Annotated in this window: 28 protein-coding genes; 4 read left to right on the plus strand and 24 right to left on the minus strand. The window is 39.0% G+C overall.

What is annotated here, in order from left to right; all coding sequences use genetic code 11:
* The 3 genes from ACIQZG_RS07285 to ACIQZG_RS07295 form a co-directional block, all read right to left on the minus strand.
* Positions 1 to 195: transposase (locus ACIQZG_RS07285; RefSeq protein WP_483869784.1), on the minus strand; the 195-nt coding region annotated here is incomplete at its 3' end.
* A 347-nt stretch (positions 196 to 542) separates the two neighbouring features.
* A complete protein-coding gene (locus tag ACIQZG_RS07290; RefSeq protein WP_402754511.1) occupies positions 543 to 1,526 on the minus strand; it encodes a biotin--[acetyl-CoA-carboxylase] ligase in 984 nt (327 codons plus the stop codon).
* 194 nt (positions 1,527 to 1,720) lie between these two features.
* Positions 1,721 to 2,260: a YhfM domain-containing protein gene (locus ACIQZG_RS07295; RefSeq protein ID WP_402754512.1), complete on the minus strand. Its 540-nt coding sequence runs from the start codon at positions 2,258 to 2,260 to the stop codon at positions 1,721 to 1,723.
* 491 nt (positions 2,261 to 2,751) lie between these two features.
* Here ACIQZG_RS07295 and ACIQZG_RS07300 point away from each other — a divergent pair, with 491 nt between their 5' ends.
* The 3 genes from ACIQZG_RS07300 to ACIQZG_RS07310 are packed head-to-tail and all read left to right on the plus strand — an operon-like array spanning position 2,752 to position 4,652.
* A complete protein-coding gene (locus tag ACIQZG_RS07300) occupies positions 2,752 to 2,982 on the plus strand; it encodes a helix-turn-helix transcriptional regulator (RefSeq protein WP_402754513.1) in 231 nt (76 codons plus the stop codon).
* Between the two features lie 2 nt (positions 2,983 to 2,984).
* Positions 2,985 to 3,287: a hypothetical protein gene (locus ACIQZG_RS07305; protein ID WP_402754514.1), complete on the plus strand. Its 303-nt coding sequence runs from the start codon at positions 2,985 to 2,987 to the stop codon at positions 3,285 to 3,287.
* Between the two features lie 54 nt (positions 3,288 to 3,341).
* Entirely contained in the window at positions 3,342 to 4,652 is a 1,311-nt protein-coding gene (locus ACIQZG_RS07310) for a serine hydrolase (protein WP_402754515.1), read from the plus strand.
* Positions 4,653 to 4,706: 54 nt separating this feature from the next.
* On the opposite strand, the gene ACIQZG_RS07315 is transcribed toward ACIQZG_RS07310, so the two are convergent.
* The 5 genes from ACIQZG_RS07315 to ACIQZG_RS07335 form a co-directional block, all read right to left on the minus strand.
* Positions 4,707 to 5,882, minus strand: a complete 1,176-nt coding sequence (locus tag ACIQZG_RS07315) for a CCA tRNA nucleotidyltransferase (protein ID WP_402754516.1) — start codon at positions 5,880 to 5,882, stop codon at positions 4,707 to 4,709.
* Positions 5,866 to 7,014: an N-acetyl-alpha-D-glucosaminyl L-malate synthase BshA gene (gene bshA / locus ACIQZG_RS07320; RefSeq protein ID WP_402754517.1), complete on the minus strand. Its 1,149-nt coding sequence runs from the start codon at positions 7,012 to 7,014 to the stop codon at positions 5,866 to 5,868. Before bshA ends, ACIQZG_RS07315 begins: the two co-directional genes overlap by 17 nt.
* Before the next feature lie 198 nt (positions 7,015 to 7,212).
* Positions 7,213 to 7,617, minus strand: coding sequence for a methylglyoxal synthase (gene mgsA / locus ACIQZG_RS07325; protein ID WP_402754518.1), 405 nt, complete (start codon positions 7,615 to 7,617; stop codon positions 7,213 to 7,215).
* A 90-nt stretch (positions 7,618 to 7,707) separates the two neighbouring features.
* On the minus strand, positions 7,708 to 8,505 hold the full coding sequence (dapB, locus tag ACIQZG_RS07330; protein WP_402754519.1) for a 4-hydroxy-tetrahydrodipicolinate reductase: 798 nt from the start codon (positions 8,503 to 8,505) through the stop codon (positions 7,708 to 7,710).
* Positions 8,505 to 8,840: a nucleotide pyrophosphohydrolase gene (locus tag ACIQZG_RS07335; protein ID WP_402754520.1), complete on the minus strand. Its 336-nt coding sequence runs from the start codon at positions 8,838 to 8,840 to the stop codon at positions 8,505 to 8,507. Before ACIQZG_RS07335 ends, dapB begins: the two co-directional genes overlap by 1 nt.
* A 118-nt stretch (positions 8,841 to 8,958) precedes the next feature.
* Here ACIQZG_RS07335 and ACIQZG_RS07340 point away from each other — a divergent pair, with 118 nt between their 5' ends.
* Positions 8,959 to 9,828 (plus strand): YitT family protein, encoded by an 870-nt coding sequence (locus ACIQZG_RS07340; protein ID WP_402754521.1) that lies wholly within the window; start codon positions 8,959 to 8,961, stop codon positions 9,826 to 9,828.
* 178 nt (positions 9,829 to 10,006) lie between these two features.
* Here the strand turns inward: ACIQZG_RS07340 and ACIQZG_RS07345 are convergent, their stop codons facing one another.
* The 16 genes from ACIQZG_RS07345 to ACIQZG_RS07420 form a co-directional block, all read right to left on the minus strand.
* The gene (locus ACIQZG_RS07345) at positions 10,007 to 10,681 is read right to left on the minus strand and encodes a zinc metallopeptidase (protein WP_483869785.1); all 675 of its coding nucleotides are present in this window, start codon (positions 10,679 to 10,681) and stop codon (positions 10,007 to 10,009) included.
* Positions 10,682 to 10,741: 60 nt separating this feature from the next.
* Positions 10,742 to 11,338, minus strand: coding sequence for a lipoprotein heptaprenylglyceryl N-acetyltransferase LhaT (gene lhaT / locus ACIQZG_RS07350; protein WP_402754523.1), 597 nt, complete (start codon positions 11,336 to 11,338; stop codon positions 10,742 to 10,744).
* A 94-nt stretch (positions 11,339 to 11,432) separates the two neighbouring features.
* The gene (locus tag ACIQZG_RS07355; protein WP_402754524.1) at positions 11,433 to 12,203 is read right to left on the minus strand and encodes a menaquinol-cytochrome c reductase cytochrome b/c subunit; all 771 of its coding nucleotides are present in this window, start codon (positions 12,201 to 12,203) and stop codon (positions 11,433 to 11,435) included.
* A gap of 42 nt (positions 12,204 to 12,245) precedes the next feature.
* Positions 12,246 to 12,920: a menaquinol-cytochrome c reductase cytochrome b subunit gene (gene qcrB, locus ACIQZG_RS07360; RefSeq protein ID WP_402754525.1), complete on the minus strand. Its 675-nt coding sequence runs from the start codon at positions 12,918 to 12,920 to the stop codon at positions 12,246 to 12,248.
* A 22-nt stretch (positions 12,921 to 12,942) separates the two neighbouring features.
* A complete protein-coding gene (locus ACIQZG_RS07365) occupies positions 12,943 to 13,443 on the minus strand; it encodes a QcrA and Rieske domain-containing protein (RefSeq protein ID WP_402754526.1) in 501 nt (166 codons plus the stop codon).
* Between the two features lie 157 nt (positions 13,444 to 13,600).
* Complete coding sequence (locus tag ACIQZG_RS07370) at positions 13,601 to 14,050, minus strand: DUF2487 family protein (RefSeq protein ID WP_402754527.1); 450 nt, start codon at positions 14,048 to 14,050, stop codon at positions 13,601 to 13,603.
* 149 nt (positions 14,051 to 14,199) lie between these two features.
* Positions 14,200 to 14,757 (minus strand): ReoY family proteolytic degradation factor, encoded by a 558-nt coding sequence (locus tag ACIQZG_RS07375; protein WP_402754528.1) that lies wholly within the window; start codon positions 14,755 to 14,757, stop codon positions 14,200 to 14,202.
* Positions 14,758 to 14,771: 14 nt separating this feature from the next.
* Positions 14,772 to 16,022, minus strand: coding sequence for a tetratricopeptide repeat protein (locus tag ACIQZG_RS07380; RefSeq protein WP_402754659.1), 1,251 nt, complete (start codon positions 16,020 to 16,022; stop codon positions 14,772 to 14,774).
* Positions 16,023 to 16,134: 112 nt separating this feature from the next.
* A complete protein-coding gene (gene aroA / locus ACIQZG_RS07385; protein WP_402754529.1) occupies positions 16,135 to 17,424 on the minus strand; it encodes a 3-phosphoshikimate 1-carboxyvinyltransferase in 1,290 nt (429 codons plus the stop codon).
* Positions 17,425 to 17,653: 229 nt separating this feature from the next.
* Positions 17,654 to 18,751: a prephenate dehydrogenase gene (locus ACIQZG_RS07390; RefSeq protein ID WP_402754530.1), complete on the minus strand. Its 1,098-nt coding sequence runs from the start codon at positions 18,749 to 18,751 to the stop codon at positions 17,654 to 17,656.
* Positions 18,748 to 19,848 (minus strand): histidinol-phosphate transaminase, encoded by a 1,101-nt coding sequence (gene hisC / locus ACIQZG_RS07395; RefSeq protein WP_402754531.1) that lies wholly within the window; start codon positions 19,846 to 19,848, stop codon positions 18,748 to 18,750. Before hisC ends, ACIQZG_RS07390 begins: the two co-directional genes overlap by 4 nt.
* 16 nt (positions 19,849 to 19,864) lie before the next feature.
* Entirely contained in the window at positions 19,865 to 20,233 is a 369-nt protein-coding gene (gene aroH, locus ACIQZG_RS07400; protein WP_402754532.1) for a chorismate mutase, read from the minus strand.
* Positions 20,230 to 21,321: a 3-dehydroquinate synthase gene (gene aroB / locus ACIQZG_RS07405; RefSeq protein ID WP_402754533.1), complete on the minus strand. Its 1,092-nt coding sequence runs from the start codon at positions 21,319 to 21,321 to the stop codon at positions 20,230 to 20,232. The genes aroH and aroB overlap by 4 nt, the downstream gene beginning before the upstream one ends.
* A 3-nt stretch (positions 21,322 to 21,324) precedes the next feature.
* Positions 21,325 to 22,506 (minus strand): chorismate synthase, encoded by a 1,182-nt coding sequence (gene aroC, locus ACIQZG_RS07410; protein ID WP_402754534.1) that lies wholly within the window; start codon positions 22,504 to 22,506, stop codon positions 21,325 to 21,327.
* A 256-nt stretch (positions 22,507 to 22,762) separates the two neighbouring features.
* Positions 22,763 to 23,536, minus strand: a complete 774-nt coding sequence (locus tag ACIQZG_RS07415; RefSeq protein ID WP_402754535.1) for a CheR family methyltransferase — start codon at positions 23,534 to 23,536, stop codon at positions 22,763 to 22,765.
* Between the two features lie 78 nt (positions 23,537 to 23,614).
* Positions 23,615 to 23,851: a hypothetical protein gene (locus tag ACIQZG_RS07420; protein WP_402754536.1), complete on the minus strand. Its 237-nt coding sequence runs from the start codon at positions 23,849 to 23,851 to the stop codon at positions 23,615 to 23,617.
* Between the last annotated feature and the right edge of the window lie 70 nt (positions 23,852 to 23,921).

Below are 23,921 nucleotides of genomic sequence, written 5' to 3' on the forward strand. Positions count from 1 at the left end.
ACCACATAAAATCAGTTTAAGCATCATACGTGGATGGTACGATGGACAACCTGTGTGATGGATGAAGGGAGCGAAAGCTTCAGTTGGAATACTTTCAACTAAATGGTGGATTGAAAAGGCAATATCATTTTCTTGTAATTTCACTTCCAAATCTAGCGGTAAAATGAGTTGATTCATGTTATAATCTTTAAACATAAGGACACTTCTTTCTGTGTTAATTTGGGTAGGGGTACTTAAATTTTATCAGAAGATGTCCTTTTTTTATGCCTAAAATAATGAATAAATTTAATTGAAATAGAAGTATTTCATTAGTTGTTCGGAGCGAAGGCGGCGACTCCTGCGGGAACAGCACGAGCGGAAGCACCCGGACTGAGCGAAGCGAGGGAGAAGGCTGGAGCCGTGCCCGCGGAAAGCGTCCGCCGTATCGGAGAACAACGGCTACGAAGCAGACTAAAAAACAAAGCCTCGAAGATTTTACTAAACGTAAAATTTTCGAGACTTTTCATTTTTGAGGTTAGTGTTTTGTCCCAGCCTCTTTTCGTTTAAATAATTCTAATATCTCCAGAATAAATCGTTCTCACAGTACCATTATCCTGTGTTAGCTGTAACACACCCTCCTCGGTAATGCCACTCGCGATACCCTCAAATTGCTCACGTAATGTTGTCACTTCGATACGTTGACCAATTGTACATGATGCTTGTTCCCACAACGTTTTAATTCTAGCAAAGCCTTCGTTCACGAATAATTCCGTGTATTGCTCCAAGTATTGTAAAATTGTCGCAACAAGTGCTGCACGGTTTATTTCTTCCCCTTCGGCTAGACGTAAAGATGTCGCTATTTCAGCAATCTCCGGCGAGAAATCACTTTCCACTTGGTTCGCATTAATGCCAATACCCACAAGTAATGCTTGTACACAGTCAGCCTCTGCCTGCATTTCTGTTAAAATACCTGTGCACTTTTTGCCGTTAATCAGTAAATCATTTGGCCATTTAATGGCTGGCTCTACGTTTTTATACAAGGTCTTAATCGCTTTTGTCACAGCAACTGCTACGACAAGTGTATAAGAAGATGCTTGTTGCGGCGTCACATCTGGGCGCACAATAACAGTCATCCAAATGCCTGTTCCATGTGCGGATTCCCAGGGTCTCGCCATACGACCACGACCCGCAGTTTGCTCTTCACCAATGACGATTGTGCCGTCAGGAGCGCCTTCTTGTGCCAGCTTATGGGCAATTATTTGTGTGGAATCCACCACATCAAAATGATGAATGTGTCGACCAAAGCGCTCAGTATTTAAAAACAGTTCAATTTGCATCGGGCTTAAACTATTTGGTATACCAGTAAGTACATAGCCTTTTTTCTTCACAGTTTCAAATGTATAGCCCTCTTCTTGCAATGTCTGCATATGTTTCCAGATGGCTGTGCGCGACACATTCAATTCGTCTGCTAACTCTTGCCCAGAAACCGCTTCTCCATTCGCCGCTAATAATTTTCTCAGAATCTCATCTTTCATCGAAATACTCATCTTCAAACCAATCCTTTAGTTAAGTGATCAAACACTTTTTTACTTTAGTTCTCTAATTCTATATATCAGTATTTATGATACTGTAAATTCACACAATTGACCATCTGCTATTACTTTTCCAACTTGAGCCGAGCCCTTTGAAATGGTTTTGCCATGCTAACCATCCCAGTTTTCCATTCAACAGCATCCATAAATTATGCAAGTGCTAATCTCTCCTGCAACATCTTTTCTATTTTTTCAGCAGACTGTATTTTATAAATGGTATGCGTAACTTCGCTTTTCATTAAAGTAGCAGAATGATCTTCATTAAACCATAAAAAGAATAACTCTCCATCCTCTCCTAGCCGAACTTTATATTGTGGTGTTGCCATATTAACAATACCAGGAATTTGCTCCGCTTGTTGAAACATTCCTTCTAAATATTGAATGTCACCTTCATCATAAAAGATAACGGTTCCGTTCTTTTTTACCATAACCGCTTCTTCTTTATAGCCCTGCATTGCTTCTTGAATTAAATTTGTATCTAGATTATTGTCAATACTTATTGCTACTTCATTTTGGAAATCAGCCCCTTTTGGTAATAGGGTAACTATAAACATCACAATTGTTGCTGATAAGAAGAGTGTAGCAATAATAGGAAGTGTTCTTGATTGTTTTGTACTCTTCACAAAATTTTCTTGGTGTAACTGTTGTTGATTTAACTCATCAATGCTTTCTTTAATTTGTTTCTTCATCTTCCCCCACCCCCATTTGTTCTTTTAATTGATGTTTTGACCTATTAGCTCTGCGATTTCTTTGTATCACAACACAATAACCTCTCAATACTTAGGTTTCAACTGATATATGTATAGTGAGCAATGTTTTTTCTCAATTGACTTAGGCACACTAATAAAAAGAGCACAAGACAAATCCACGTTGCTATTGCTGAATATTCACCATCTAAAATATACTCACTCGTTAGACTGCCCTTCCAGCATACATTCCTTATAAAACTTTCATAAACAACCCTCCCAGACAAGTCTTTTAATTAATAATACCTCATAATCAAATTACTTCGGAACAATTACCCCAATATTCCCCATAAACCACACTTACGAAGAAACACAAGTACATACAAAACGGCACAGAAAGATAATCCCTAGTAATATATTTCATACTAAATGTAAAAAATACTTTACTATTGGTAAAAAATACATTACATTTAATTTGTGAGAGGTGATCGATTATGACATTAAATAACGAAAGAAAGATTCGAAACAGAATTGTTGTATTAAGAGCTGAAAGAGGTTTATCCCAAAGAGAGGTTGCTGATCGATTAGGCGTGAGTAGACAGACCATTATTTCACTTGAAAAAAATAAATACAATCCGTCCTTAAAATTAGCGTTTGATATCTCTCTAATGTTTGGTGTAGATTTACACGAAGTTTTTCAATATGAAGTGGAGGAGGAACAGTAAAAATGGAGATTTTTTCAACAATCTTGTCTCTTATTTATGTATTGATTTTCTTTATTGCAGTATTTATTTCATTAAAATTTGAATGGAGCGAAGAGAATAAAGATGAATGCGGAAAAAGCATTTCAAGTAAATCGTACGGTATCGTATTCCCTTTAATGCCGTTGGGATGGTTTTTAATCGAGATGTATGATCAGTTCGTCCGAACACTGAGTTATGACACTTACAAATTAACCATTTGGTATTTACTCACAGGATTAATGATTCTTCAAGCGGTCAGCTTAACTGTATTAAAACGAAAGTATTGAATGTAACCTATTTCTATAATGGTTGATAAAAATCAGTAGAAGGGAAATTGCTACATGAATATTATCGCGTGGATTGGGATGCTGGGAATTATCATTTTTACACTCTTGCCTTTACTAAAAAAAGAGAATCGGTCAAAAGAGGAAATTAGTAAAGCAATTGTAACGGTAACGATTGTGATCGGTATCATCGTTGCTGTGTTAGTTTTTAGCGTTAATTATTTATTTGCACTAATTGCTGGTTTCATTGCCATGATTGTATTCGATAAAAAAACGTATACGAAGAAGCGTTTGATAATTTATTTTTCAACTATTCTAGTTATTAGTATTGTAGGCTATTTTATTTTCCGTGATAATCCTGATTATGTTCTGAAGCATTTAAAGAATAATCCACAAACAACTTCCCTTTATGTCGCAGAAAATGATGAACAATTAATAACTTATCAATCAGATATAGTCCGTCCCCTAGCAAGCACAGTCAAAATGCTAATTGCTGTCGAGTATGCGATGCAAATCGATGCAGGGTTACTAACTAAAGACAGCTCCGTATCGGTAGACGATTTAAAGCGTTACGATTATAAAAACTCAAATGGCAACGCACATAAAGATTGGTTGACAGAGATGGACAGTAAAGGAAGCATTAAAAATAATGAAGTATCACTGCATGATGTTGCGAAAGGAATGATCACCTATAGCTCCAATGCCAATACGGATTATCTCATTGATCTACTTGGCATCGCTAACATCAATGAGCGAGCAAACTCCCTAGGTCTTACACAGCATGAAGAGGTTTATCCAATTGTCAGTGCACTATTAATCTCTAAACACATGGATAGTACATCGAAGAGTGAAAAGCAGTTAATCCAAGAGATTAAAGAGATGCCGATGGAAATCTATCGTTCTACAGCGGCAAAATTAAGTGAACAAATGAAAGATGGGACCATCAAAATTGAAGATATTTCATTTGATTTGCCTATGAACCTTCAAAGAGTATGGTCCGATCGCTTAATAGGTGCATCTGCCAATGATTACGGGAAGTTTTTAGCGATCATTTCAAATGACGAACTTCCTGAGGGAGCCGGAGACATCGCAAGAGAGTTACTAGAGTGGCCAATGCAATATAACCCAGTTAATCATGAGCGTTTTATCCATTTTGGAGCAAAAGGTGGTTCAACCGCATTTGTGCTTACCGAGGCAATGTATGCTGAAGATCACAAAGGTGATAAGTTTGAAATTGTAATTCTGACAGATGACTTGAATTTCTGGCAAGGACTAATGCTCCGAAATAATATGAATTCTTTCGAGTCAAAATTACTCGGAAGTGAAGACTACCGTCTGAAAATCCAAAAGGAACTTTCTGAATCATAACGCACAAAAAAGATCAGGCCCGTAATGGAGTACCTGATCTTTTTGGATGTTGAGTTAACATTCTTCATAGAAACGCTCAAACCAAGCCTGAATGTCTTCCCTACTATTTGCTACCTCGCCAGCAACTACTACTTCTAGCATTGTTTGTAGTGCTTCTTTCAACCACGGTCCCCGCTTTTGTCCAGACCATTTTTGCAGATCAAGCCCGTTGACCACAAGTTCGTTTCGCGTTCTTATTGGCAAGTTCGTCTGTGCAGCGCGAATAGCGTCCTGTGTCACTTCAACCTGAAACTTTTGCAACTTGGCAAAATCAAGTGCAGCGTCTAGCTCCACTTCCGAATACGAGAAATAGTCCATTTTATTCCAGCCTACTTTTAGCGCCTCAAAAGCTGCTAAAACTGCCTTCACAAATGAGGTTTCCTTATTCGATAGACGATAGCTACGTAAAACTTCTGACCAATTTTCGCCCTGTAGCAATGAAAAATAAGCCCAGCCAACCTGCGCATCCTGTGTACTAAAACCTTGCCATTGTTCTGCTTCAAATTCCCCTGTCAGATGCGCCGCTAAGCCACTTTCTTGAAGCTTCAACATCCCATTATAGACGTTTTTGCCTACCCATAGCTTATCGAACTCTGCTTTTACCCGTTCTTTTGCAATCCATTCGATATCAGCGGCTTGCTCACGCATCGCCTGCATCGTGGTAGGCTCGATTGTAAAACTAAGTTGCGCAGAAAAACGCACTGCCCTTAACATGCGAAGTGCGTCTTCTGCAAAACGAGCCTGTGCTTCCCCAACTGCTCGGATTACACAAGCCTCTATATCTTCTTGACCACCATAATAATCGACAAAAGAACCGTCACTACGCATTGCAATGGCATTCATCGTAAAATCACGGCGCTTTAAATCCTCTGCTAATGAGCGTACAAATTGCACGGCCTCTGGTCGACGATGATCGGTATAATCACCATCTGTACGATAGGTCGTTACTTCAACAGGGGCTTCAGGTACGAGTACTAGGACCGTGCCATGCTGTATCCCAATATCTATTGTACGCGTGAAAATCTCTTTAACCTCGGATGGCATCGCACTCGTTGCAACATCCACATCGTGCACAGCGCGGCCAAGTAATGCATCTCTCACAGCGCCCCCTACGACGACTGCCTCAAAGCCTGCATCTTCTAGTTGTTTAATGACAGTAAATGCCGCTTGCCATTCATTGTTGTTTTGCATGCTTTTTTTCAGCAACCTTCTCGTACAGATTTTCATATTGCTCGACAATTTTAGTTGAGTGGAATTTTGTACTTACAGCGCGCATTGCAGCCTCACGGAAGCTTTGTAATTTTTCTTCATCGTTTAATAATTCAATTGCATATTGTGCAACTGCATCCGTGTTACCTTGCTCCACTATATAGCCATCTACTCCGTGTTCAATGACTTCTGGAATGCCGCCTACAGCCGAACCGATACACGGCACACCACAAGCCATTGCTTCAAGTAATACAAGTCCAAATGATTCTTGTTGTGACAGTAACAGTTTAAGATCACTAATTGAATACAACTCGGCTAAGTTTTCCTGCTTGCCTAAAAATAATACATCTTTTGCGTAAGGACTTTCTTTTACCAGATCCATAATACGATGTTTTTCCGGACCGTCTCCTACAAGTAGTAACTTTGCTTTCGTATGAGCACGAATTTTCATAAATGCATCGATAATATGTGGTAAGTTTTTAATTTTCCGGAAGTTGGACACATGAATAAGGACCTTTTCATCCGGCTGAATGCCAAACTGTTCTTTTAAATCACCAGGATCTAATTGGCGATATTCACGTTCATCGACAAAATTATAAATCGTGTCGATTGGTTTCACCGTATCAATTAGTTCATAAGTTTGTTCTTTTAAAGATTCTGACACTGTTGTCACAACGTCAGATTTATCAATACCATATTTAATCGCCTGCGCAAGCGTTGAATCCTGACCAAGCACAGAAATATCTGTACCATGTAATGTCGTCACAATACCAACATCCTGCCCACTCATATCACGAGCTAATACTGCACATACAGCATGCGGAATTGCATAATGCACATGTAATACGTCTAGCCCTTCATCTTTAATCACATCCGCCATTTTACTCGCAAGTGCGATGTCATACGGCGAATATTGAAAAACTGAATAATTACTTACTTCTACTTCATGGAAAAAGACGGTCGGATAAATTTTGTTTAATCGAAATGGTACGCTTGAGGTGATGAAATGAATTTCGTGTCCTCTCTCTGCAAGCATTTTCCCTAATTCTGTTGCAATCACACCAGAGCCCCCAACAGTTGGGTAACAAGTAATGCCGATTTTTAGCTTTCTCATTCGATTATCATCCTTTCTAAGTCAAATACGTCTAAACGTATTTGTACCTGTCGCTGCGTTCTACAACGCTTTCGGTACACAAAAAATTGTGTCCAGATTTTGAATCGTGCCAGCACGACTCTTTTCTCATAAAAACCGCGACATCCGTCTAAGGCATTAACTAAATTTAGTGTGTGTAACAAGTACCACTAAATCAGGTTAATTACGTCTCTCCTCAATCAATCTCCAGTCTACAAATCCTTCTTGTAGCCCTTTTAATAATATTTCTGCTGTTCCCATATTCGTAGCTAGTGGAATCTGATAAACATCACAAAGACGAATAAGTGCAGAAACATCTGGCTCATGTGGTTGGGCTGTTAACGGATCACGGAAAAATATGATCATGTCCATATCATTTTCTGCTATCATCGCGCCAATTTGTTGGTCGCCGCCTAATGGACCTGAACGGAAACGTGTTACCTCTAGAGCTGTTGCATCTATAACTCTCTGTCCTGTTGTACCTGTCGCATAGAGCGTATGCTCACTTAAAATGTCTCTGTAGGCAATAGCAAATTGTATTAAATTATCCTTTTTACGATCATGTGCAATTAATGCGATTTTCATAGCGATCATCCCTATTCTACTCAAATTTACCTTGTGGTAGTTAAGTTTTGTTATGTTTTGAAAAGAGGTATGCCCTCTGTTCATCTATGATTAAATAATGTTTTCCAGCCCATATACTAGTTGATCCATCTTCATGACTTCTTCTACGCAAAATGCTACACCCGACATAAATGAAGCACGATTTAACGAGTCATGACGAATGGTTAGAAGTTGACCTTCCCCACCAAATAATACTTGTTGATGCGCTACTAAACCAGGTAAACGTACTGAGTGAATTCGCATGCCATCAAAATCAGCACCTCTTGCGCCTTCAAGTGTTTCAGTTTCTTCTAAATGGCCTTGTTTTTTCTGTGCACGTACTTCTTGAATCATTTGCGCTGTCTTTACACCAGTACCAGATGGTGCATCTAACTTTTGATCATGGTGCATTTCAATAATTTCAACATCCGGTAAATATTTCGCTGCTTCTTTGGCGAACTTCATCATTAAAATCGCACCAATGGCAAAGTTTGGTGCAATAATGCAACCTAGTTCCTTTTCTCTCGCCAGTGCTGTTAATTCCTCTAGTTGAGCATCCGTAAAGCCAGTTGTACCGATAACAGGTCTTACACTTAATGCTAATGCTTCTTTTGTGTGCTTATAGACGGAATGCGGATTTGTTAGATCAACTAATACATCCGGATCTGTCGCTGCTACAAGCTCTTTCATATCCGTGAAAATCGGTGCTGTATAATTGGAAGGGAACATATCTAAATCCGCTAACGTTGCCCCTACCTCTTTATAATCAAGTACAGCAACTAACTCCATTTTGCCATTTTTCATGATGGTATGTACAGCCTCAGCTCCCATTTTCCCTCTAGGTCCTGCGATTGCTACACGAATTGCCATTATTCTTCATCCTTCCTCGTCCATCGATCTTTATCGCGCGTTTCAAATTTATGTATGACGCTAAGTAATGCCTCATCCAGTTTAATTCCTTGAGCATTTGCAAAACATACTAAGACGAAGAAAAAGTCGCCTAATTCTTCTTCAATACTATTTGATCCCTCAGTGCTCTTCTTCTTCTTTTGCCCGTAAACGTCTTGCACTTCACGTGACAATTCACCAAGTTCTTCTGTTAAACGAGCTAACAGTTCAAATGGTGGAAAGTAGCCTTCTTTAAATTGTCCGATATAATCGTCTACTCGCTTTTGCAAAGCATGCATCGTCATTTGTTCAGTCATTCATTTTCACACTCCTACATTATATCGTATATATTTTACACCATTGTTGTCAAAAACGATAAAATATCAGATAATAAGATGCAAAACTTCATTTGTCAGAAAACTTCTGGGAGGTATTATGCTCAAACAAATTAAAATACGCAATATCGTGGCCATCATGCTCGGTGCAGCGATTTATAGTTTTGGTTTTGTACATTTTAATATGCAAAACCAACTTGGAGAAGGTGGCTTCGCTGGTATTACCCTCGTTCTATATTTTACACTAGGTTGGGACCCTGCATTGCTGAATTTGCTTCTAAACATTCCTATGTTTATTCTTGGATGGCGATTACTCGGGAAAATGGTATTCATTTACACTTTAATTGGTACAGTTTCTGTTTCTATTTTTCTAAAAGTCTTCCAGGTATATCAGTTCGATATTCAGTTAAAGGATGATTTATTCCTTGCGGCACTTTTTGCGGGAGTTTTTGTTGGACTCGGACTCGGAATTGTCTTCCGCTTTGGTGGTACAACGGGTGGTGTTGACATTTTGGCGCGCCTTGCTCACAAATATTTCGGGTGGAGCATGGGGAAATCGATGTTTATGTTTGATGCAATTGTTATTTTATTATCTTGGCTGACGTTTTTAGATGCTCGTTCCATGATGTATACACTCGTAGCAGTATTTGTCGGTGCCCGTGTCATTGACTTTGTACAGGAGGGTGCGTATGCAGCACGTGGAGCAATTATAATCTCACAAAATCCTAGTGCTATTGCTGATATGATATCGCTACGAATGGAACGAGGTGTAACGACCTTACAAGGGCGAGGGCATTATACCAAACAAGAAAGAGAAGTACTTTATTGTGTCGTGAGCCGTAACGAGCTCGTGCGCTTAAAATCAATCATCCACGAAGTCGATCCACATGCATTCGTGTCGATTTTTGAAGTACATGACGTCGCAGGTGAAGGTTTTACACTAGACGAGCAAAAACAACCGATTACCTAACCTTACGCTAGACAAATTTTGTCTGGCGTTTTTTCTACGCTAGCTAGTTTAGCTGAGGGATAAATTCTATTACTCGAGCGATATTTCTGAGTACTTGAGCGTTTCCGACCCTACTCTAAGTTCCACCCAAAAGAAAAACCCGTCGTAGCACAATAAATGTACTACAACGAGCTATTAATTAGTCATCACTACGCATATTCGTAAAAATTAAAATCAAACGTAATAACTCAAGCACAGCTACTGCTGCTGCAGCAACATATGTTAATGCCGCGGCATTTAACACTTTACGAGCTGGACGCTCTTCTTCATTCGTTATAATACCCATTGAATTCATTTGCACAAGTGCACGCTTAGACGCGTCAAATTCTACTGGTAAAGTTACTAATTGGAACACTACGCCTGCAGCTAATAGTACAATACCAAGCAGTAACCAACCTGAGCTACTTGCAAAAATACCAATCATCACGAAAATCCATGATGCATTCGATGAAATATTTGCAACTGGCACTAACTTACTGCGTAAAGTAAGCATTGAATACGCTTCTTTATGTTGAATTGCATGTCCTACCTCATGGGCAGCAACTGCAGCACCAGCAATACTCGATTCATAGAAATTACTTTCAGATAAAGCAACTGTTTTTGTCGCCGGATTATAGTGGTCTGATAACACACCTTGTGTCGGCACAACACGTACATCATACAAACCGTTTGCATCTAAAATTGCACGAGCAACTTCTGCACCAGTTTGTCCTTTCGCTGTACGAACTTTTGCAAATTTCTTATACGTGCCTTTTACTTTCATCTGTGCATAAAGTGGCAATAGCATAATTATTGCAAAATAGATAATATACATACTTATTGACAATATTTTAACCCCTTTCTAACTTTATGACTTAATTCTAGCTAGTTTTTTTTATTTCAGCAAATAATTGCGCTGTTTAACAGAAAAAATCGCTAAACTGATGCAAATAACGGATAACCAAAACGTAAAGTAGCCAATATAGTTTGTGTAAGCTTCAAGATCTCGATACATTGGCATTTGTCCAAACACATAATCGATAACATCATTGTGTAAGGTCCATACTGCAGCAACACCTACATGCCATAATTTAAACGTATATTTTGACAAATAAATAACAGCTTGTGCAGCCATCGCAAAATGAGAACCCACAAGCATCCAGCCCTGCCAACCAATTGAACCTGTTTCAATCAGTGTCCAAATATTCATCACATCTGCCCATAAACCATACTTCACAAGTGTCACAAGCGCTAGTACTTCCATTAAAGGCCAACTTTTACCTACTATCCACGCCACTAACACGAAGCAGAAAAAAAGACTAGCTGTCGGACTATCTGGTACAAAAATATAAAAAATCGGATCCGTAATTTCCAATTGCCACTTGTACCAGTAGTATCCGTATAACGTTCCTAAAAAATTCACGATTAATAATAGTATTAAAAATGAACGGTGCGTTAATAAATACCAAATATTTGCGCGTGTTAGTTGCATATGTAAAACTCCTCTATATTCGTCTTCTACTACACTTCTATCAGTATGTCTAAAATGTGAAAAAAAGAGTCAGTTTCCCGACTCTTTTAGAAAATTATTCTGATTTTAAACTTTCGATAAACTCTGCAACTTTCTGCAGATCTTCATCAGTACCTTGCCATAAACCAGCTGGCATTGCACCACTTTCAGAACCATTGATCGCAATGTTCTTTATCTCATCAGCTGTTAAACCTGAATTTGTTAATCCAGGACCTGCGCCACCAGTCAAATCTCCACCATGACAACCAATACATGATGAAGCAGCATATGCTTGGTAACCTTCTGATTCTTTATCGAATTCTACTTCATGCACGATAGCTCCTTGCGCTTTACCTGCTTCCCAGTCGTGGTTTACAACTGATTCCCAAGTTAAGTAGAACATAGAAGCCAAAGTTAAAATCATAAATGCTGTTGGTAATGGACGTTTAGATGGCTTACGTTCTGGAGTTGTATCTAAGAATGGCATTAACAATAGTGCCATAAACGCAATACCTGGCATTACGATTGCTCCGATAATATTATATGGACCAGACGCATACGTGTACTTTAATAATTGATAGATAAATAAGAAATACCAGTCCGGTAATGGAGTATATGGTTTTGTTGGATCTGCTGGCCCTTCAAGTGGTGAAGGGTGAGCGACAGTTAATAATAAATAACCAATTAAGAATACAGCACCAACCATCCATTCTTTTAATAAGAAGTTTGGCCAGAAAGCTTCTGTTTTCCCTGGATACTCGGAATAATCTTTTGGAACGTTCGGCATACGATGATTCGCTTTAATACGTGAATCGCCGACAAACTTCATTCCTTTTCCGCGATGCATAGTGTCCCCTCCTTTAAAAAATCATCAAACCGTCAAGAAAAATCACAACGGTCCAGAGACTCCTTGACGTCGAATCATGATAAAGTGAGCTGCAAGTAACCCAAACAATACTGCAGGCAAGAAGAATACATGAATCGCAAAGAATCGTGTTAACGTTTGTGCACCAATAATCGTTGCATCACCCGCTAATAATACTTTAATCATCTCTCCAATAAATGGTACAGATGCTGCAATTTCGATACCTACTTTAGTAGCGAATAATGCTTTCATATCCCATGGTAATAAGTAACCTGTGAAACCTAAACCAATCATTACACCGAAAATACCTACACCAACCATCCAGTTTAGCTCACGAGGTTTTTTATAAGAACCTGTGAAGAATACACGAAGCGTATGTAAGAACATCATAACAATAACTAATGAAGCTCCCCAGTGGTGCATACCGCGAACGATTTCACCGAATGCTACTTCGTTTTGTAAATAGTAAACTGATTTCCAAGCATTCTCTACATCCGGTACATAGTACATTGTTAAGAACATACCAGACAGAATTTGAATTACTGTGATGAAGAATGTTAATCCACCGAAACAGTAAACGAAAGCTGAAAAATGGTGTGCAGGGTTAACGTGCTCTGGCACTTCGTGGTCGGCAATATCACGCCAAATCGGTGTAATATCTAATCTTTCATCGACCCAATCATAAATTTTGTTTAGCACTGATTTCGTACCCCCTTACAGATTAAACTAGAGTGTTTGCTTTTGCTGGACCAATCATTAATAAGCCATCTTTTTCTTTAATTTCATATTCATCCAACGGACCTAGAGGTGGTGTACCTTTAATATTGCCTCCGTCTTTCGTGTAACGCCCAGCGTGACAAGGACAGAAGAACTCATTTTTATTTCCGTCTTTATGTTCCCAGTCCACCATACAGCCTAAATGCTTACACACTGGTGATAATGCGATGATTGCATCACCATTTTTATAAACCCATGCAGTGTTAGTAACATTAGCCTTGTACCATGCGTCAACTTGTTCAAAAGTAAAGTCAACTTTAGTAGGTATTTCAGTGATGTCAGCCACTTTAAGCTCTGTTGGTACGAAATCTCCAGCTTCTTTAGTTTGAAGTACTGGATCTAACGCAAAACGTACCATTGGCATCAACATCCCTGCAGCCATGAAACCGCCTACACCTGTTAACGTGTAGCTTAGAAACTGGCGTCGTGAAACTTGTTTACTCATCCTTTTCCCCCCTTTTACCTTTAAAGGTCAGTCCAACGGACATACTTTTACAATTAGTAATTACTAGGACATATCTATGATATCTCAAGACCATAGCTTGGTCAATATAGCATTCTGTGGAAAGCAATATAATGTGAACAAATATTGAAACAATATGTTAGTTTTGTGCCCATTTAGTCGAAAAAACCGGAATAATTTGGCGTAATTGATCTTCAAGAATAGAGTTTTTCACGCCTTTATCCATGGATTCAAGCGGTATTGCAGGTAACCAGATAACATTTACTGCTTCAGCAATATTTGTCCAAAAATGGTCACAACTAATGAAAAACACATGTTTAAAACCTGCATTATGTAACTGTGTTTCTAGCACTTTTGGCATTTCCTCATTTTTCATAACAGCACTATACGAAAAAGGTGGCATGACAAGTAGGCGTCCTTTAAACTGTTGTTCAACAAATGCTGTTAGTGACAGTAAAAAATCCGCTTCTACACCACTTTGCTTGATCTTTTCATTTGATAAATCAACTGATACTAGCGGTACAATCGCTGTATCGATAAAATCTTTCTGTGCCATAAAATCTGTTATATCCTTCGCATTAAAATACATCTAAAAATCCTCCTTGTATTGCTAAAGTAAAAAAGCACCCTTTTTCACTTCTACTAGGTTAGCCAAAACGAAGTGAAATGTATACTTCACTTTGTAATGTTACCATATAGAAATGCATAAAGGGCACTCATTTTTTGGATTGTGAATCTTTAGTTTTGCTCTGCTGTTAGCTTCAAAGCTTGTAGTAAGTTAGACAATTCATAAAAACGTTCCTCGTCACCTTGATCTAAAGCCTCATCAATTTGTGCTAATAGTTTCTCTTGTTGGAACACCAGTAGACTACTCGATAACATTTCTTCTGCAAGTAAACGATCTTTTTCACTGACTAGTAACGTTTCCGGCATAAATGGATTTTCTTCAAGAACAGCTAAGTATTGCGTGCTCGGTGGTATATTCGGAAAATTCAACTGCAGATACATATCTTCTTTTTCATTTAAACGTAAATCATGAAAGGATTTTTCAGCATCTGCTGTCATAACGTTTCCTTTGTAAAAACGGAATGGCACACCTGTTGATTCAACTGTTGACATCACCATAGCTCTCGGACAATAATGGGCTTCTTCTACAAATCGTATATGTTTAAGCAATTCATCATTACTTAATAAGTAATTTAAGATCCATACACATTCCCGACGTTTCAATTGGTAATTTTTCAAGAACCATCTAACAAATGCCTTTTTATCGACAACTGATACAGAAGCAGTCATACCCACTCCCTCCTCTATTCGAATTCTAAGCTCTCCAACATCTCTTGCCATTGTGGTTCCCCAGGATGCAATGCAATTAATTGCTCAATTATCTCTCTAGCTTCCGAACGTTTTCCGTCTTCCATTAAGAAATAAAGATATTTTTCTAAAAATGTTGCGTCTTCCTTAAATTCAGTATATGCCAAACGGTAAAATTCGTATGCACGGTCGTACTGTTCTAAATTCGCATAAGCCTCGGCAGTATAGGGATAAAGCGCATCCCACTCAAAATCATTTTTTTGTAGCGTTTCAAATAGTTCTATTACATCTTCATGACGTTCTTGCTGCGCTAATAATGACATCAACGCTAACACAGCTTCCATATATTCAGGATCTAAAGCTATTGCTTCACGCAAATAGCCTTCCGCTTCCTGTGGGAGACTGTTTTTTAGTGCCATTTTGCCGGCAAATAAAAATAGTGATTTATCATATTCATCACGTTTTAAGCCTTCTTGAATAGCAGCATATGCATTTTTATTATCTTCAGTCATTGCATAAGCTTCCGCTAATAATAAATATGCTGAGAAATAGTCGGGATCTAGTTCTTTTAGTTCCTCTAATTGCTTAATAGCCATTTCATATTTTTGTGATTGGAACGCTGAATAGGCAGCACCAAATAAAATATCTGGTTTTACTTCATCTTCTAGCGCCTTTAAATAGAACTCTAACGCTGTTTCATATGCAGCACCTGCACGATATACTTCTGCAAGACGTTCAATCAGACTAATTCCCGCAAACTCCTCTTGCACTTCAAGTAATTCCTCATATAATCGTGCTGCTTCTAAAAATCGACCTGTTTCAAATAGTAATTCTGCTTTTGCAAATTGTAATAATGGTTCATCTGGCAAAATAGCTAGTGCTTCATTAATACGCTTTTCCGCCACCTCAAATAACCCCTGCATTTGATAATAATCAGCTAATACAAGAAGTGCTTGCGGATATTCAGGTGCTGTATCTTCAACCTCCAGCAGTAAATCAAGCACTTCATCTTCATTCCCAAGCTCCATACATACATTTGCACGGTCAATTTTCAATTGAGCTTCTTCTGGGAACAAAAATTGTAAATGTTCAAGTACACGGTCCGCTTCTTTCATGTAGCCATATTGCATAAATAATTCAGCGATTGAATATTGCTCCTCTGGCATCGCATTTGTTAAAAAAGGCTCTAGTAATTGGTCTAATAACGTTAAGTCACCTTGTTCAAGGGCTTGAACGAGTTCATTCATTGGATTGTTCACAGATCTTCACCTATTCTTTCATTAATATCTTTATGCTACAAGACATTAACTTTCTAAACAAGAAAAAACTCCCCAAAAGTACTGGGAAGTCTTGAGTTGACTATTTTTTCACAGCTTCAATATGCTCAAAAAATTCTGGATATGAGACAGCAATGCAATCTGCATCATCTAATGTCACAGCACCTTCTGTAATTAAAGCTGCCACCGCACCCATCATACCAATACGATGGTCACCATATGTCTTTAAACTTGCACCGTGTAATGACGTTGGTCCTTCAATAATCATACCATCATCAGTTGCTTCAATATTAGCGCCTAATTTCTTAAGCTCTTCAACGACTGCTGTAATACGGTCTGTTTCTTTTACCTTTAGCTCCTCGGCATCTTTAATAATAGTTTTGCCCTGAGCCTGCGTTGCTAGTAATGCAATGATTGGAATTTCGTCAATTAAACGAGGAATAATTGCACCTTCGATTGTTGTGCCTTTTAATGTAGAAGTTTGAATTCTTATCGTAGCGGTAGGCTCTGCTTGCCCATCATTGTCCTGTACTAACGACATGGTCGCATTCATATTTTGAAGCACTTCAATGATACCGTCACGGGTTGGGTTCACACCGACATTTTCTAATGTGATGTCACTCCCCTGACAGATCGCGCCAGCCACTAAGAAAAATGCAGCCGATGAAATATCACCTGGTACAGACACGTGGGTACCCGTTAACGTTTGTCCACCTTTAAAGGAAACAACACCGTTCTCAACATCGACCTGCGCACCAAATTGACGTAACATACGCTCAGTATGGTCACGAGAAACTTCAGTTTCACGGACAATTGTTGTGCCCTCAGCACGCAAACCTGCAAGTAGAATCGCTGATTTTACTTGTGCACTGGCAACTGGCATTTGATAATCAATAGCTTGTAGTTTTGTGCCTTGGATAGCAAGTGGCGTATACTGCCCATTTGCACGTCCTGTAATGTGAGCACCCATTTGACGTAGTGGATCGATAACACGACGCATCGGACGTTTACCGATTGACGCATCCCCCGTCATGACTGTATGAACAGTCGAGCCTGCTAAAATACCAAGCATTAAACGCGTTGTCGTACCAGAGTTCCCTGTGTACAATACCTCAGTAGGTTCCCGCCATGCATCGATGCCATCACTTTCAATTGTCACGTTTGTGCCGTCAACATTAATTTCTACACCAAGTTTACGGAAGCAGTCAATTGTACTTAAACAATCTTCCCCTAGTAAAAAGCCACTTACAGTCGTTTTACCTGTCGCGATGGAGCCGAACATGACAGAACGATGTGACACCGATTTATCACCAGGAATTGTTAACATCCCTTGTAGGGAAGATTTATTATATTGTAATACTTTTTCACTCATTGTTCTTTCTCCTCCTTATATGAAGTACAATTACGCCTTGGCGTAATTGTACCTGCCGCTTCGCTTTCGCACAGAAAATCTGTTACATCCGCCGGAGACTTTGGGCCAACAGGATGTTGGTCACTCAGGCTAAGAACGCGGTGTTCTTAGCCTGAGTTCCACTATTCAACCGGCGTTGGGCACCCTCTGAATGAAGATAGAAAGCGCCGATCGTTCGACGCTTTCTCTTTTAAGATATATATGTTTCAAAGTTTGCGCGCTTTTGGATACACGACGCAGCACGGTCTCGATCATTTTCATTTTGAAGACTAATTACTAGCACTCCGAAAACATCCTCACGCGACTCTATGATACGTAGGTTCGTAATACTAATCGCTTCATCTGCAAGATAGCCTGTTACTTCAGAGATTACCCCCGGATAATCAGGCACATCTACATACAAATCAAACGAAGTAAATATCGCACCCGCACTGACTGGTAATTCATCACGTAATTCTTTTGCCACAGAAAAGTAACTTTCAATGTCGTCTGAATTCCCTTCAAGTAATAGACTCTTTACACGGTCCATCTCTGACTGCCAACCTTCCAATTGTACAATGAGCTCATCACGGTTTTGTAGTGTAATATCTCGCCATAAAATCGGATTAGACGATGCAATACGAGTCACATCACGGAAACCTCCAGCGGCAAGGGAACGTGTCATTGGGTATTCACTTTTTTCATCCCCAAGCTGATGCACTAAAGAAGCAGCAATGACATGTGGGAAATGGCTAACAACCGCTGTCATATGGTCATGCTCACGAGCAGACACACTTACAACTTTCGCATGTGTAAATTTTAGCAAGCTTTCAAGTTGTGCCATATTAACAATTTCCTCACCAGCTAGTGGCGTCAGCATATAATAAGCATTTTCAAACAAATGAGGCTTTGCCGCTAATACACCACTTTTATGTGAACCAGCCATTGGGTGACCACCGATAAACGTAATACCTAGTGCTCGCAACTCTCCTGCTTTTTGCATAATCATCTTTTTCGTACTACCCGTATCTGTAATAATCACTTTATTTTTTAGGGGCCATGATTTTAATTGTTCCATCCAGTCTAGTGTTGCGTTGACTGGTGTACCGAAGATAATCACATCCACTTCAGCTGCGGCTTCTTCAGGATTAGTTACAACTTCATGCACAATTTGAAGCGTCTTTGCATGCTCGCGCGTTTTTTCATCCATATCGTAGCCGATAATTTTCGTTTCAGGCGCTTTTTGTAATGCGAGGGCAATTGAGCCTCCGATTAAGCCTAGCCCTATAACGAGTACTTTCCGTGTCATGCAAAAACCCCTTGCTCTTTTAACACATCTTCTAGTTGGGCTAATAGCGCTGCATTTTGTGCTTCTGTACCGATTGTGATTCGGATAAAGCCTGGTGCGCCTAAAGCATTTCCACTTCGGATAATGAAGCCACGTTTCATTAGTTCTTCGAATACAACATCACTATTTGCGCCTGTGTTAAAGAATATAAAGTTTGTATCAGATGGGTAGTACTTCAAATTATGTTTTTCACAAAATTCAACGTATTGCTTTTTGCCTTTTTCATTCGCTTCACGACAAGTTTTAATATATTCTTGGTCACTTAGTGCAATTGCGGCTACCGCTTGACTTAAAATTGTATTATTAAATGGTGCACGTACTGGATCAAGCTTTGCAATTACTTCTGGTTGACCAATTGCGTAGCCAACACGGAACGATGCAAGACCATAAGCTTTTGAGAATGTACGCATTAATAAGACATTTGGATACTCATCGATTAATGTTAGCGTGTCTTTATGTCCTGGATTTGTCACGTACTCGATATACGCTTCATCTAAAATAACAAGTACGTCATTAGGTACTTTATTTAGGAATGCACGTAGGTCTGCATCTGGAATAACAACGCCTGTTGGATTATTCGGACTACATACCCAAACAACAGAAGTTTTGTCGTCAATTGCAGCTGCCATGGCATCTAAGTCATGTGCACCTTCAATGCATGGGATTTTGCGCACTTCCGCACCTTCGATATCAGCATTGTGCCAGTACTGTGAGAATGATGGGTCTGCCATAATAGTGTTGACACCCGGATACAACAAAGCACGAGTAATAATCGTAATAATATCATCTGAGCCATTCCCGAAAAGAAGTTGTGTTTCTTTCACACCTAAATGCTCAGCCACAGCTGTACGTAAGTTTTGCGCATAGCCATCTGGATAAATTGCATGATTCGTCGCATCATCTTTTAAATAAGCTGTTACTTTTGGTGAGCAACCAAACGGATTTTCGTTGGATGCTAGTTTAATAACTTCTTTTAAACCAAATTCGCGTTGTACTTCTGCAATTGGTTTACCAGGTTGATAGGCTTTCATGCCGTGAATTTGTTGTTTCCATTTCATCTCTACCGTCTCCTCTTTACTTAGCTTGGGCTAAATCTGGTCTTAATTTTATTGCACCATTTAAATATAAGTGTTTTACATCTTTTTGTGATACTTCAACATTTGCATGAATCAGTACACGAATACATAAGGGCAAAGCATTTGGTACGTCCATTTCATGCATACACATCACCGGTACATACTGCCAGCCTTCCATTAAACGTACTGAACGCGCTGGGAACGCTGATGTAATATCTGGTGTTGTTGAGATGATAATAGAGGCAATATCATCTACATCGACGCTATTTGCAGCTACTACTTCTCGCACTAACTTTGCTGTCTCATCCCATACAAGCTCTTGCTTGTCAGATTCAATTGTTGTTGCTCCTCTTAGTCCACGAATCATACAAGCACCTCCGCTAATAGTTTCCTAAATTCGGCATCTACTTCTTTGCACTCTGCTAGTTCAATTGGTCGTACAAATGGCTCTCCAATTTTTTCGAGCAAAACAAATTGCAGTACGCCATATTCTGCTTTTTTATCTTTTACTAAATACTCCGTTAACTCTTCAAATGAATAATGATTCACTGCGTCAAATGGATAACCATTTTTCAACGCAAATTGTAAAAATTCTGTCGTGAAGGTGCGGTCTAACTCACCATAGCGTTCACTTAGTAATAAACAATACACTAAGCCAATCATAACTGCCTCGCCATGTGCCACTTTACCATAGCCAGCAGCTGCTTCGATGGCATGACCATACGTATGGCCTAAGTTTAAATATTTACGTACTGTTTGCTCTGTTTCATCTTCTGATACAATTTTCGCCTTTACTTCAATACCAGCTTTTAGCTGTTTCGCTAATTCATCTGTATTGAAGTGGATTACCGAATCTGCAACCATCAGTTCTTGTAACCATTCTGCATTTGAAATCATTGCATGTTTGATGACCTCAGCTGTACCAGAACGTACTTCCCGCTCTGGTAAGCTTTCTGTAAAGATCGTGTCATAAATTACGCCTTCAGGCTGATAAAAAGCACCAATCATATTTTTTCCTAATGGATGATTAATCGCTGTTTTTCCACCTACCGCGGAGTCATGCGCTAAAATCGTCGTTGGAATTTGAATAAATGGTACACCGCGCATATATGTAGCTGCCACGAAGCCAGTTAAATCGCCAACTGCACCGCCACCAAATGCGAAAATGAATGATTTACGTGAGCATTTTTGTTCAAGTAAAAATGTTTGTGCTGCATTATATTGTTCAAATGTTTTACAAGCTTCACCACCAGGAAGTACAAAGACTTCAAAGTCATATGGGAAATTAGCTTTAAAATAATCGCCCTGTACTTCCCATACATTGGCATCTGTAAAAACGATTAGTTTATCTGCTTTTTGCAATTTATCATCAAATGATTGTACAGCTTCGGTTAAAAAATCATGCCCAAGCACAACATCATAGTAATGTGATTTTGTCGCTACTGGTACGCGCATACATCAAAACTCCTTTGTGTAACGGCGCTGTTCGTCAATTTGAGCTTTTAATTGTGGTAATTGATCGCTGTGGAATTGATCCATAATTGCACTTGCTATTTCCCAGGCAATAACGTGCTCAGCAACTACTGAAGCTGCTGGTACTGCACAGCTATCTGAACGCTCAACGCTTGCTTTAAATGGTTCTTTCGTTTCGATATCGACACTTTGTAATGGTTTATATAATGTTGGAATTGGCTTCATTACACCACGCACGACGATCGGCATGCCTGTAGACATTCCACCTTCTAAACCGCCAAGACGATTTGTAGCACGTGTGTAGCCTTCCTCTTCTGACCAAATGATTTCATCATGGACTTCAGAGCCTTTACGACGAGCCATTTCAAAACCTATGCCAAACTCGACACCTTTGAATGCATTAATAGAGAGCATTGCTGCTGCTAATTTAGCATCTAGTTTACGATCATAGTGCACGTAAGAACCAACACCCGCTGGCATACCTTCTACGATAACTTCTACAACGCCACCAATCGTATCGCCAGCTTTTTTCGCTTCATCAATAGCCTCTACCATCTTGGCTGATGCGCTCGGGTCTACACAGTAACATGGATCCGCTTCAATAATCGCGCGGATTTCATCTGCTGATTTCCCTTCTATTACTGAAGTATCTGCTTTAATGCCAACAATTTCTGTTACATGTGACACAATTGAAATACCAAGTTCATTTAATAATGCTTTTGCAACAGCACCTACTGCTACGCGCACAGTTGTCTCACGCGCTGAAGAACGTTCTAAAATATTTCTCAAATCACGATGACCATATTTCATGCCACCTACTAAATCTGCATGCCCTGGACGCGGACGTGAAATCTGACGTTTAATATCTTCTGGATTCACATCATCTGCTAATGGCTCTGCTCCCATAATTTTTGTCCAGTGTTTCCAGTCATCATTTGTAACAACAAGTGCGACGGGAGAACCTAATGTCTGCCCGTGACGTACGCCAGCAACGATTTCTACTGTATCTGTTTCAATTTGCATACGACGCCCACGGCCATGACCTCCTTGTCGTCGTTTTAAATCATGATTAATCGTTTCTGCTGTAATTGGTAATAGTGACGGTAAACCCTCAATAATTGTTGTCAATTGTGGTCCGTGTGATTCTCCTGCTGTTAAGTAACGCATAAACGCTTTCTCCCTTCAACTCGCTAAAGTATGTATTTTTCACTATAACATATTTTTTCTAAAAAAACAGTGCCTTTGCAAATGCAATCAATTATTTTCGAATATTCTGAACGATTTATACAAAAGGTAGCCATTAAAATCCTTAAAAATACGCTTTTCACTAACAAGCGAAAAGCGTATTTCTATCCATATCTAATGCTTGTACTATATGTACATGAATAAAGCTTGTCCTCTGTACGTATGGCTTTTTATAAAATTAACTATTTTTGCGATAAAAGAACGTATCTTCTACTTCAAAATTATAACGCGATGGATTAAATATTTGCTCCGTTGAGCCTACAAATAATATTCCATCCTTGCGCAGAGATTTACTGAAGTTCGCATAAATTTGATCTTTTGCCTCTTCAGTAAAATAGATCATAACATTACGGCAAACAATCAGATCAAAATTCGACTCATAATTATCCCTTAAAAGATTATGTTTTTTAAACGTTACACAACGTTTAATTTCATCTTTTACTTTAAAGAAGTTTCCTTCTTTTTCAAAGTACTTCGCTTGAATATCCTTAGGTACCTCTGCTAAAGAACGCTCAGGATAAAGCCCTAACTTTGCCTTTTGAATTACATTTTCATCTAAATCTGTAGCAATGATTTGAATTTGTGATAGCGGCACTAATTGGGACAGCACCATCACTAATGAGTACGGCTCTTCTCCAGTTGAACATGCTGCACTCCAAATTTTCAAACGTTTATTTGTTTGTAATAATTTCGGAAAAATTTTCTTTTCTAATACTTCCCAACGTTTACCGTTGCGATAAAATTCTGACACATTAATCGTCATACGATCTAAAAATTCATTCATTAAATCGCGATCTTGCTCTAGCGCTTTTAGAAAATCAACAAAATTACGATAACCTTTTTTCTCATAGAGAGAAGTTAAACGTCTCTTCATTTGCGCTTCTTTGTATAAAGCTAAATCAATACCTGTTTTACGCTTAATACCTTCTACAAAATGTACATAATCAGACATATGGTCATCTTCCCCTCTAGCGTCTTATTTCCATTATAGCGGAAAAATAGCATTACTGAAATAGGCTTTCAAGGGGAATCAAGGTTTCTTCAGTAAACTTTGCTTCGTTTCTATCATCTGAACTTTCGAATGCTCTAGTTCCAATCTCATTTTTTCAGTTTCCATCGTATACGATTCTAGACGCAACTTTTCCAGTTCTAACTCTTGCTGAACAATCTTTAATTTAATTTTCTGTTGTCTTGTAAGTGCATCGGTAAAAATACCCGCTAGTGAGATGACAACACCACCAATTATCGCAACTATTGCAATACTCATACTTCCACATCCTTCCTTTAATAAGATTATACGATAAAACAAAAGGATAGTTTCGTCTCTTTTTCAAAAT

Origin of the sequence: Lysinibacillus sp. NPDC096418 (genome assembly GCF_044762775.1) — a bacterium.
Classification (GTDB): domain Bacteria; phylum Bacillota; class Bacilli; order Bacillales_A; family Planococcaceae; genus Lysinibacillus.

Coding starts and splice junctions, on each gene's coding strand:
- ACIQZG_RS07290 (WP_402754511.1), bottom strand. CDS start 1,526: ATGAGTATTTCGATGAAAGATGAGATTCTGAGAAAATTATTAGCGGCG.
- ACIQZG_RS07295 (WP_402754512.1), bottom strand. CDS start 2,260: ATGAAGAAACAAATTAAAGAAAGCATTGATGAGTTAAATCAACAACAG.
- ACIQZG_RS07300 (WP_402754513.1), top strand. CDS start 2,752: ATGACATTAAATAACGAAAGAAAGATTCGAAACAGAATTGTTGTATTA.
- ACIQZG_RS07305 (WP_402754514.1), top strand. CDS start 2,985: ATGGAGATTTTTTCAACAATCTTGTCTCTTATTTATGTATTGATTTTC.
- ACIQZG_RS07310 (WP_402754515.1), top strand. CDS start 3,342: ATGAATATTATCGCGTGGATTGGGATGCTGGGAATTATCATTTTTACA.
- ACIQZG_RS07315 (WP_402754516.1), bottom strand. CDS start 5,882: ATGCAAAACAACAATGAATGGCAAGCGGCATTTACTGTCATTAAACAA.
- bshA (WP_402754517.1), bottom strand. CDS start 7,014: ATGAGAAAGCTAAAAATCGGCATTACTTGTTACCCAACTGTTGGGGGC.
- mgsA (WP_402754518.1), bottom strand. CDS start 7,617: ATGAAAATCGCATTAATTGCACATGATCGTAAAAAGGATAATTTAATA.
- dapB (WP_402754519.1), bottom strand. CDS start 8,505: ATGGCAATTCGTGTAGCAATCGCAGGACCTAGAGGGAAAATGGGAGCT.
- ACIQZG_RS07335 (WP_402754520.1), bottom strand. CDS start 8,840: ATGACTGAACAAATGACGATGCATGCTTTGCAAAAGCGAGTAGACGAT.
- ACIQZG_RS07340 (WP_402754521.1), top strand. CDS start 8,959: ATGCTCAAACAAATTAAAATACGCAATATCGTGGCCATCATGCTCGGT.
- ACIQZG_RS07345 (WP_483869785.1), bottom strand. CDS start 10,681: ATGTATATTATCTATTTTGCAATAATTATGCTATTGCCACTTTATGCA.
- lhaT (WP_402754523.1), bottom strand. CDS start 11,338: ATGCAACTAACACGCGCAAATATTTGGTATTTATTAACGCACCGTTCA.
- ACIQZG_RS07355 (WP_402754524.1), bottom strand. CDS start 12,203: ATGCATCGCGGAAAAGGAATGAAGTTTGTCGGCGATTCACGTATTAAA.
- ACIQZG_RS07365 (WP_402754526.1), bottom strand. CDS start 13,443: ATGAGTAAACAAGTTTCACGACGCCAGTTTCTAAGCTACACGTTAACA.
- ACIQZG_RS07370 (WP_402754527.1), bottom strand. CDS start 14,050: ATGTATTTTAATGCGAAGGATATAACAGATTTTATGGCACAGAAAGAT.
- ACIQZG_RS07375 (WP_402754528.1), bottom strand. CDS start 14,757: ATGACTGCTTCTGTATCAGTTGTCGATAAAAAGGCATTTGTTAGATGG.
- ACIQZG_RS07380 (WP_402754659.1), bottom strand. CDS start 16,022: ATGAATGAACTCGTTCAAGCCCTTGAACAAGGTGACTTAACGTTATTA.
- aroA (WP_402754529.1), bottom strand. CDS start 17,424: ATGAGTGAAAAAGTATTACAATATAATAAATCTTCCCTACAAGGGATG.
- ACIQZG_RS07390 (WP_402754530.1), bottom strand. CDS start 18,751: ATGACACGGAAAGTACTCGTTATAGGGCTAGGCTTAATCGGAGGCTCA.
- hisC (WP_402754531.1), bottom strand. CDS start 19,848: ATGAAATGGAAACAACAAATTCACGGCATGAAAGCCTATCAACCTGGT.
- aroH (WP_402754532.1), bottom strand. CDS start 20,233: ATGATTCGTGGACTAAGAGGAGCAACAACAATTGAATCTGACAAGCAA.
- aroB (WP_402754533.1), bottom strand. CDS start 21,321: ATGCGCGTACCAGTAGCGACAAAATCACATTACTATGATGTTGTGCTT.
- aroC (WP_402754534.1), bottom strand. CDS start 22,506: ATGCGTTACTTAACAGCAGGAGAATCACACGGACCACAATTGACAACA.
- ACIQZG_RS07415 (WP_402754535.1), bottom strand. CDS start 23,536: ATGTCTGATTATGTACATTTTGTAGAAGGTATTAAGCGTAAAACAGGT.
- ACIQZG_RS07420 (WP_402754536.1), bottom strand. CDS start 23,851: ATGAGTATTGCAATAGTTGCGATAATTGGTGGTGTTGTCATCTCACTA.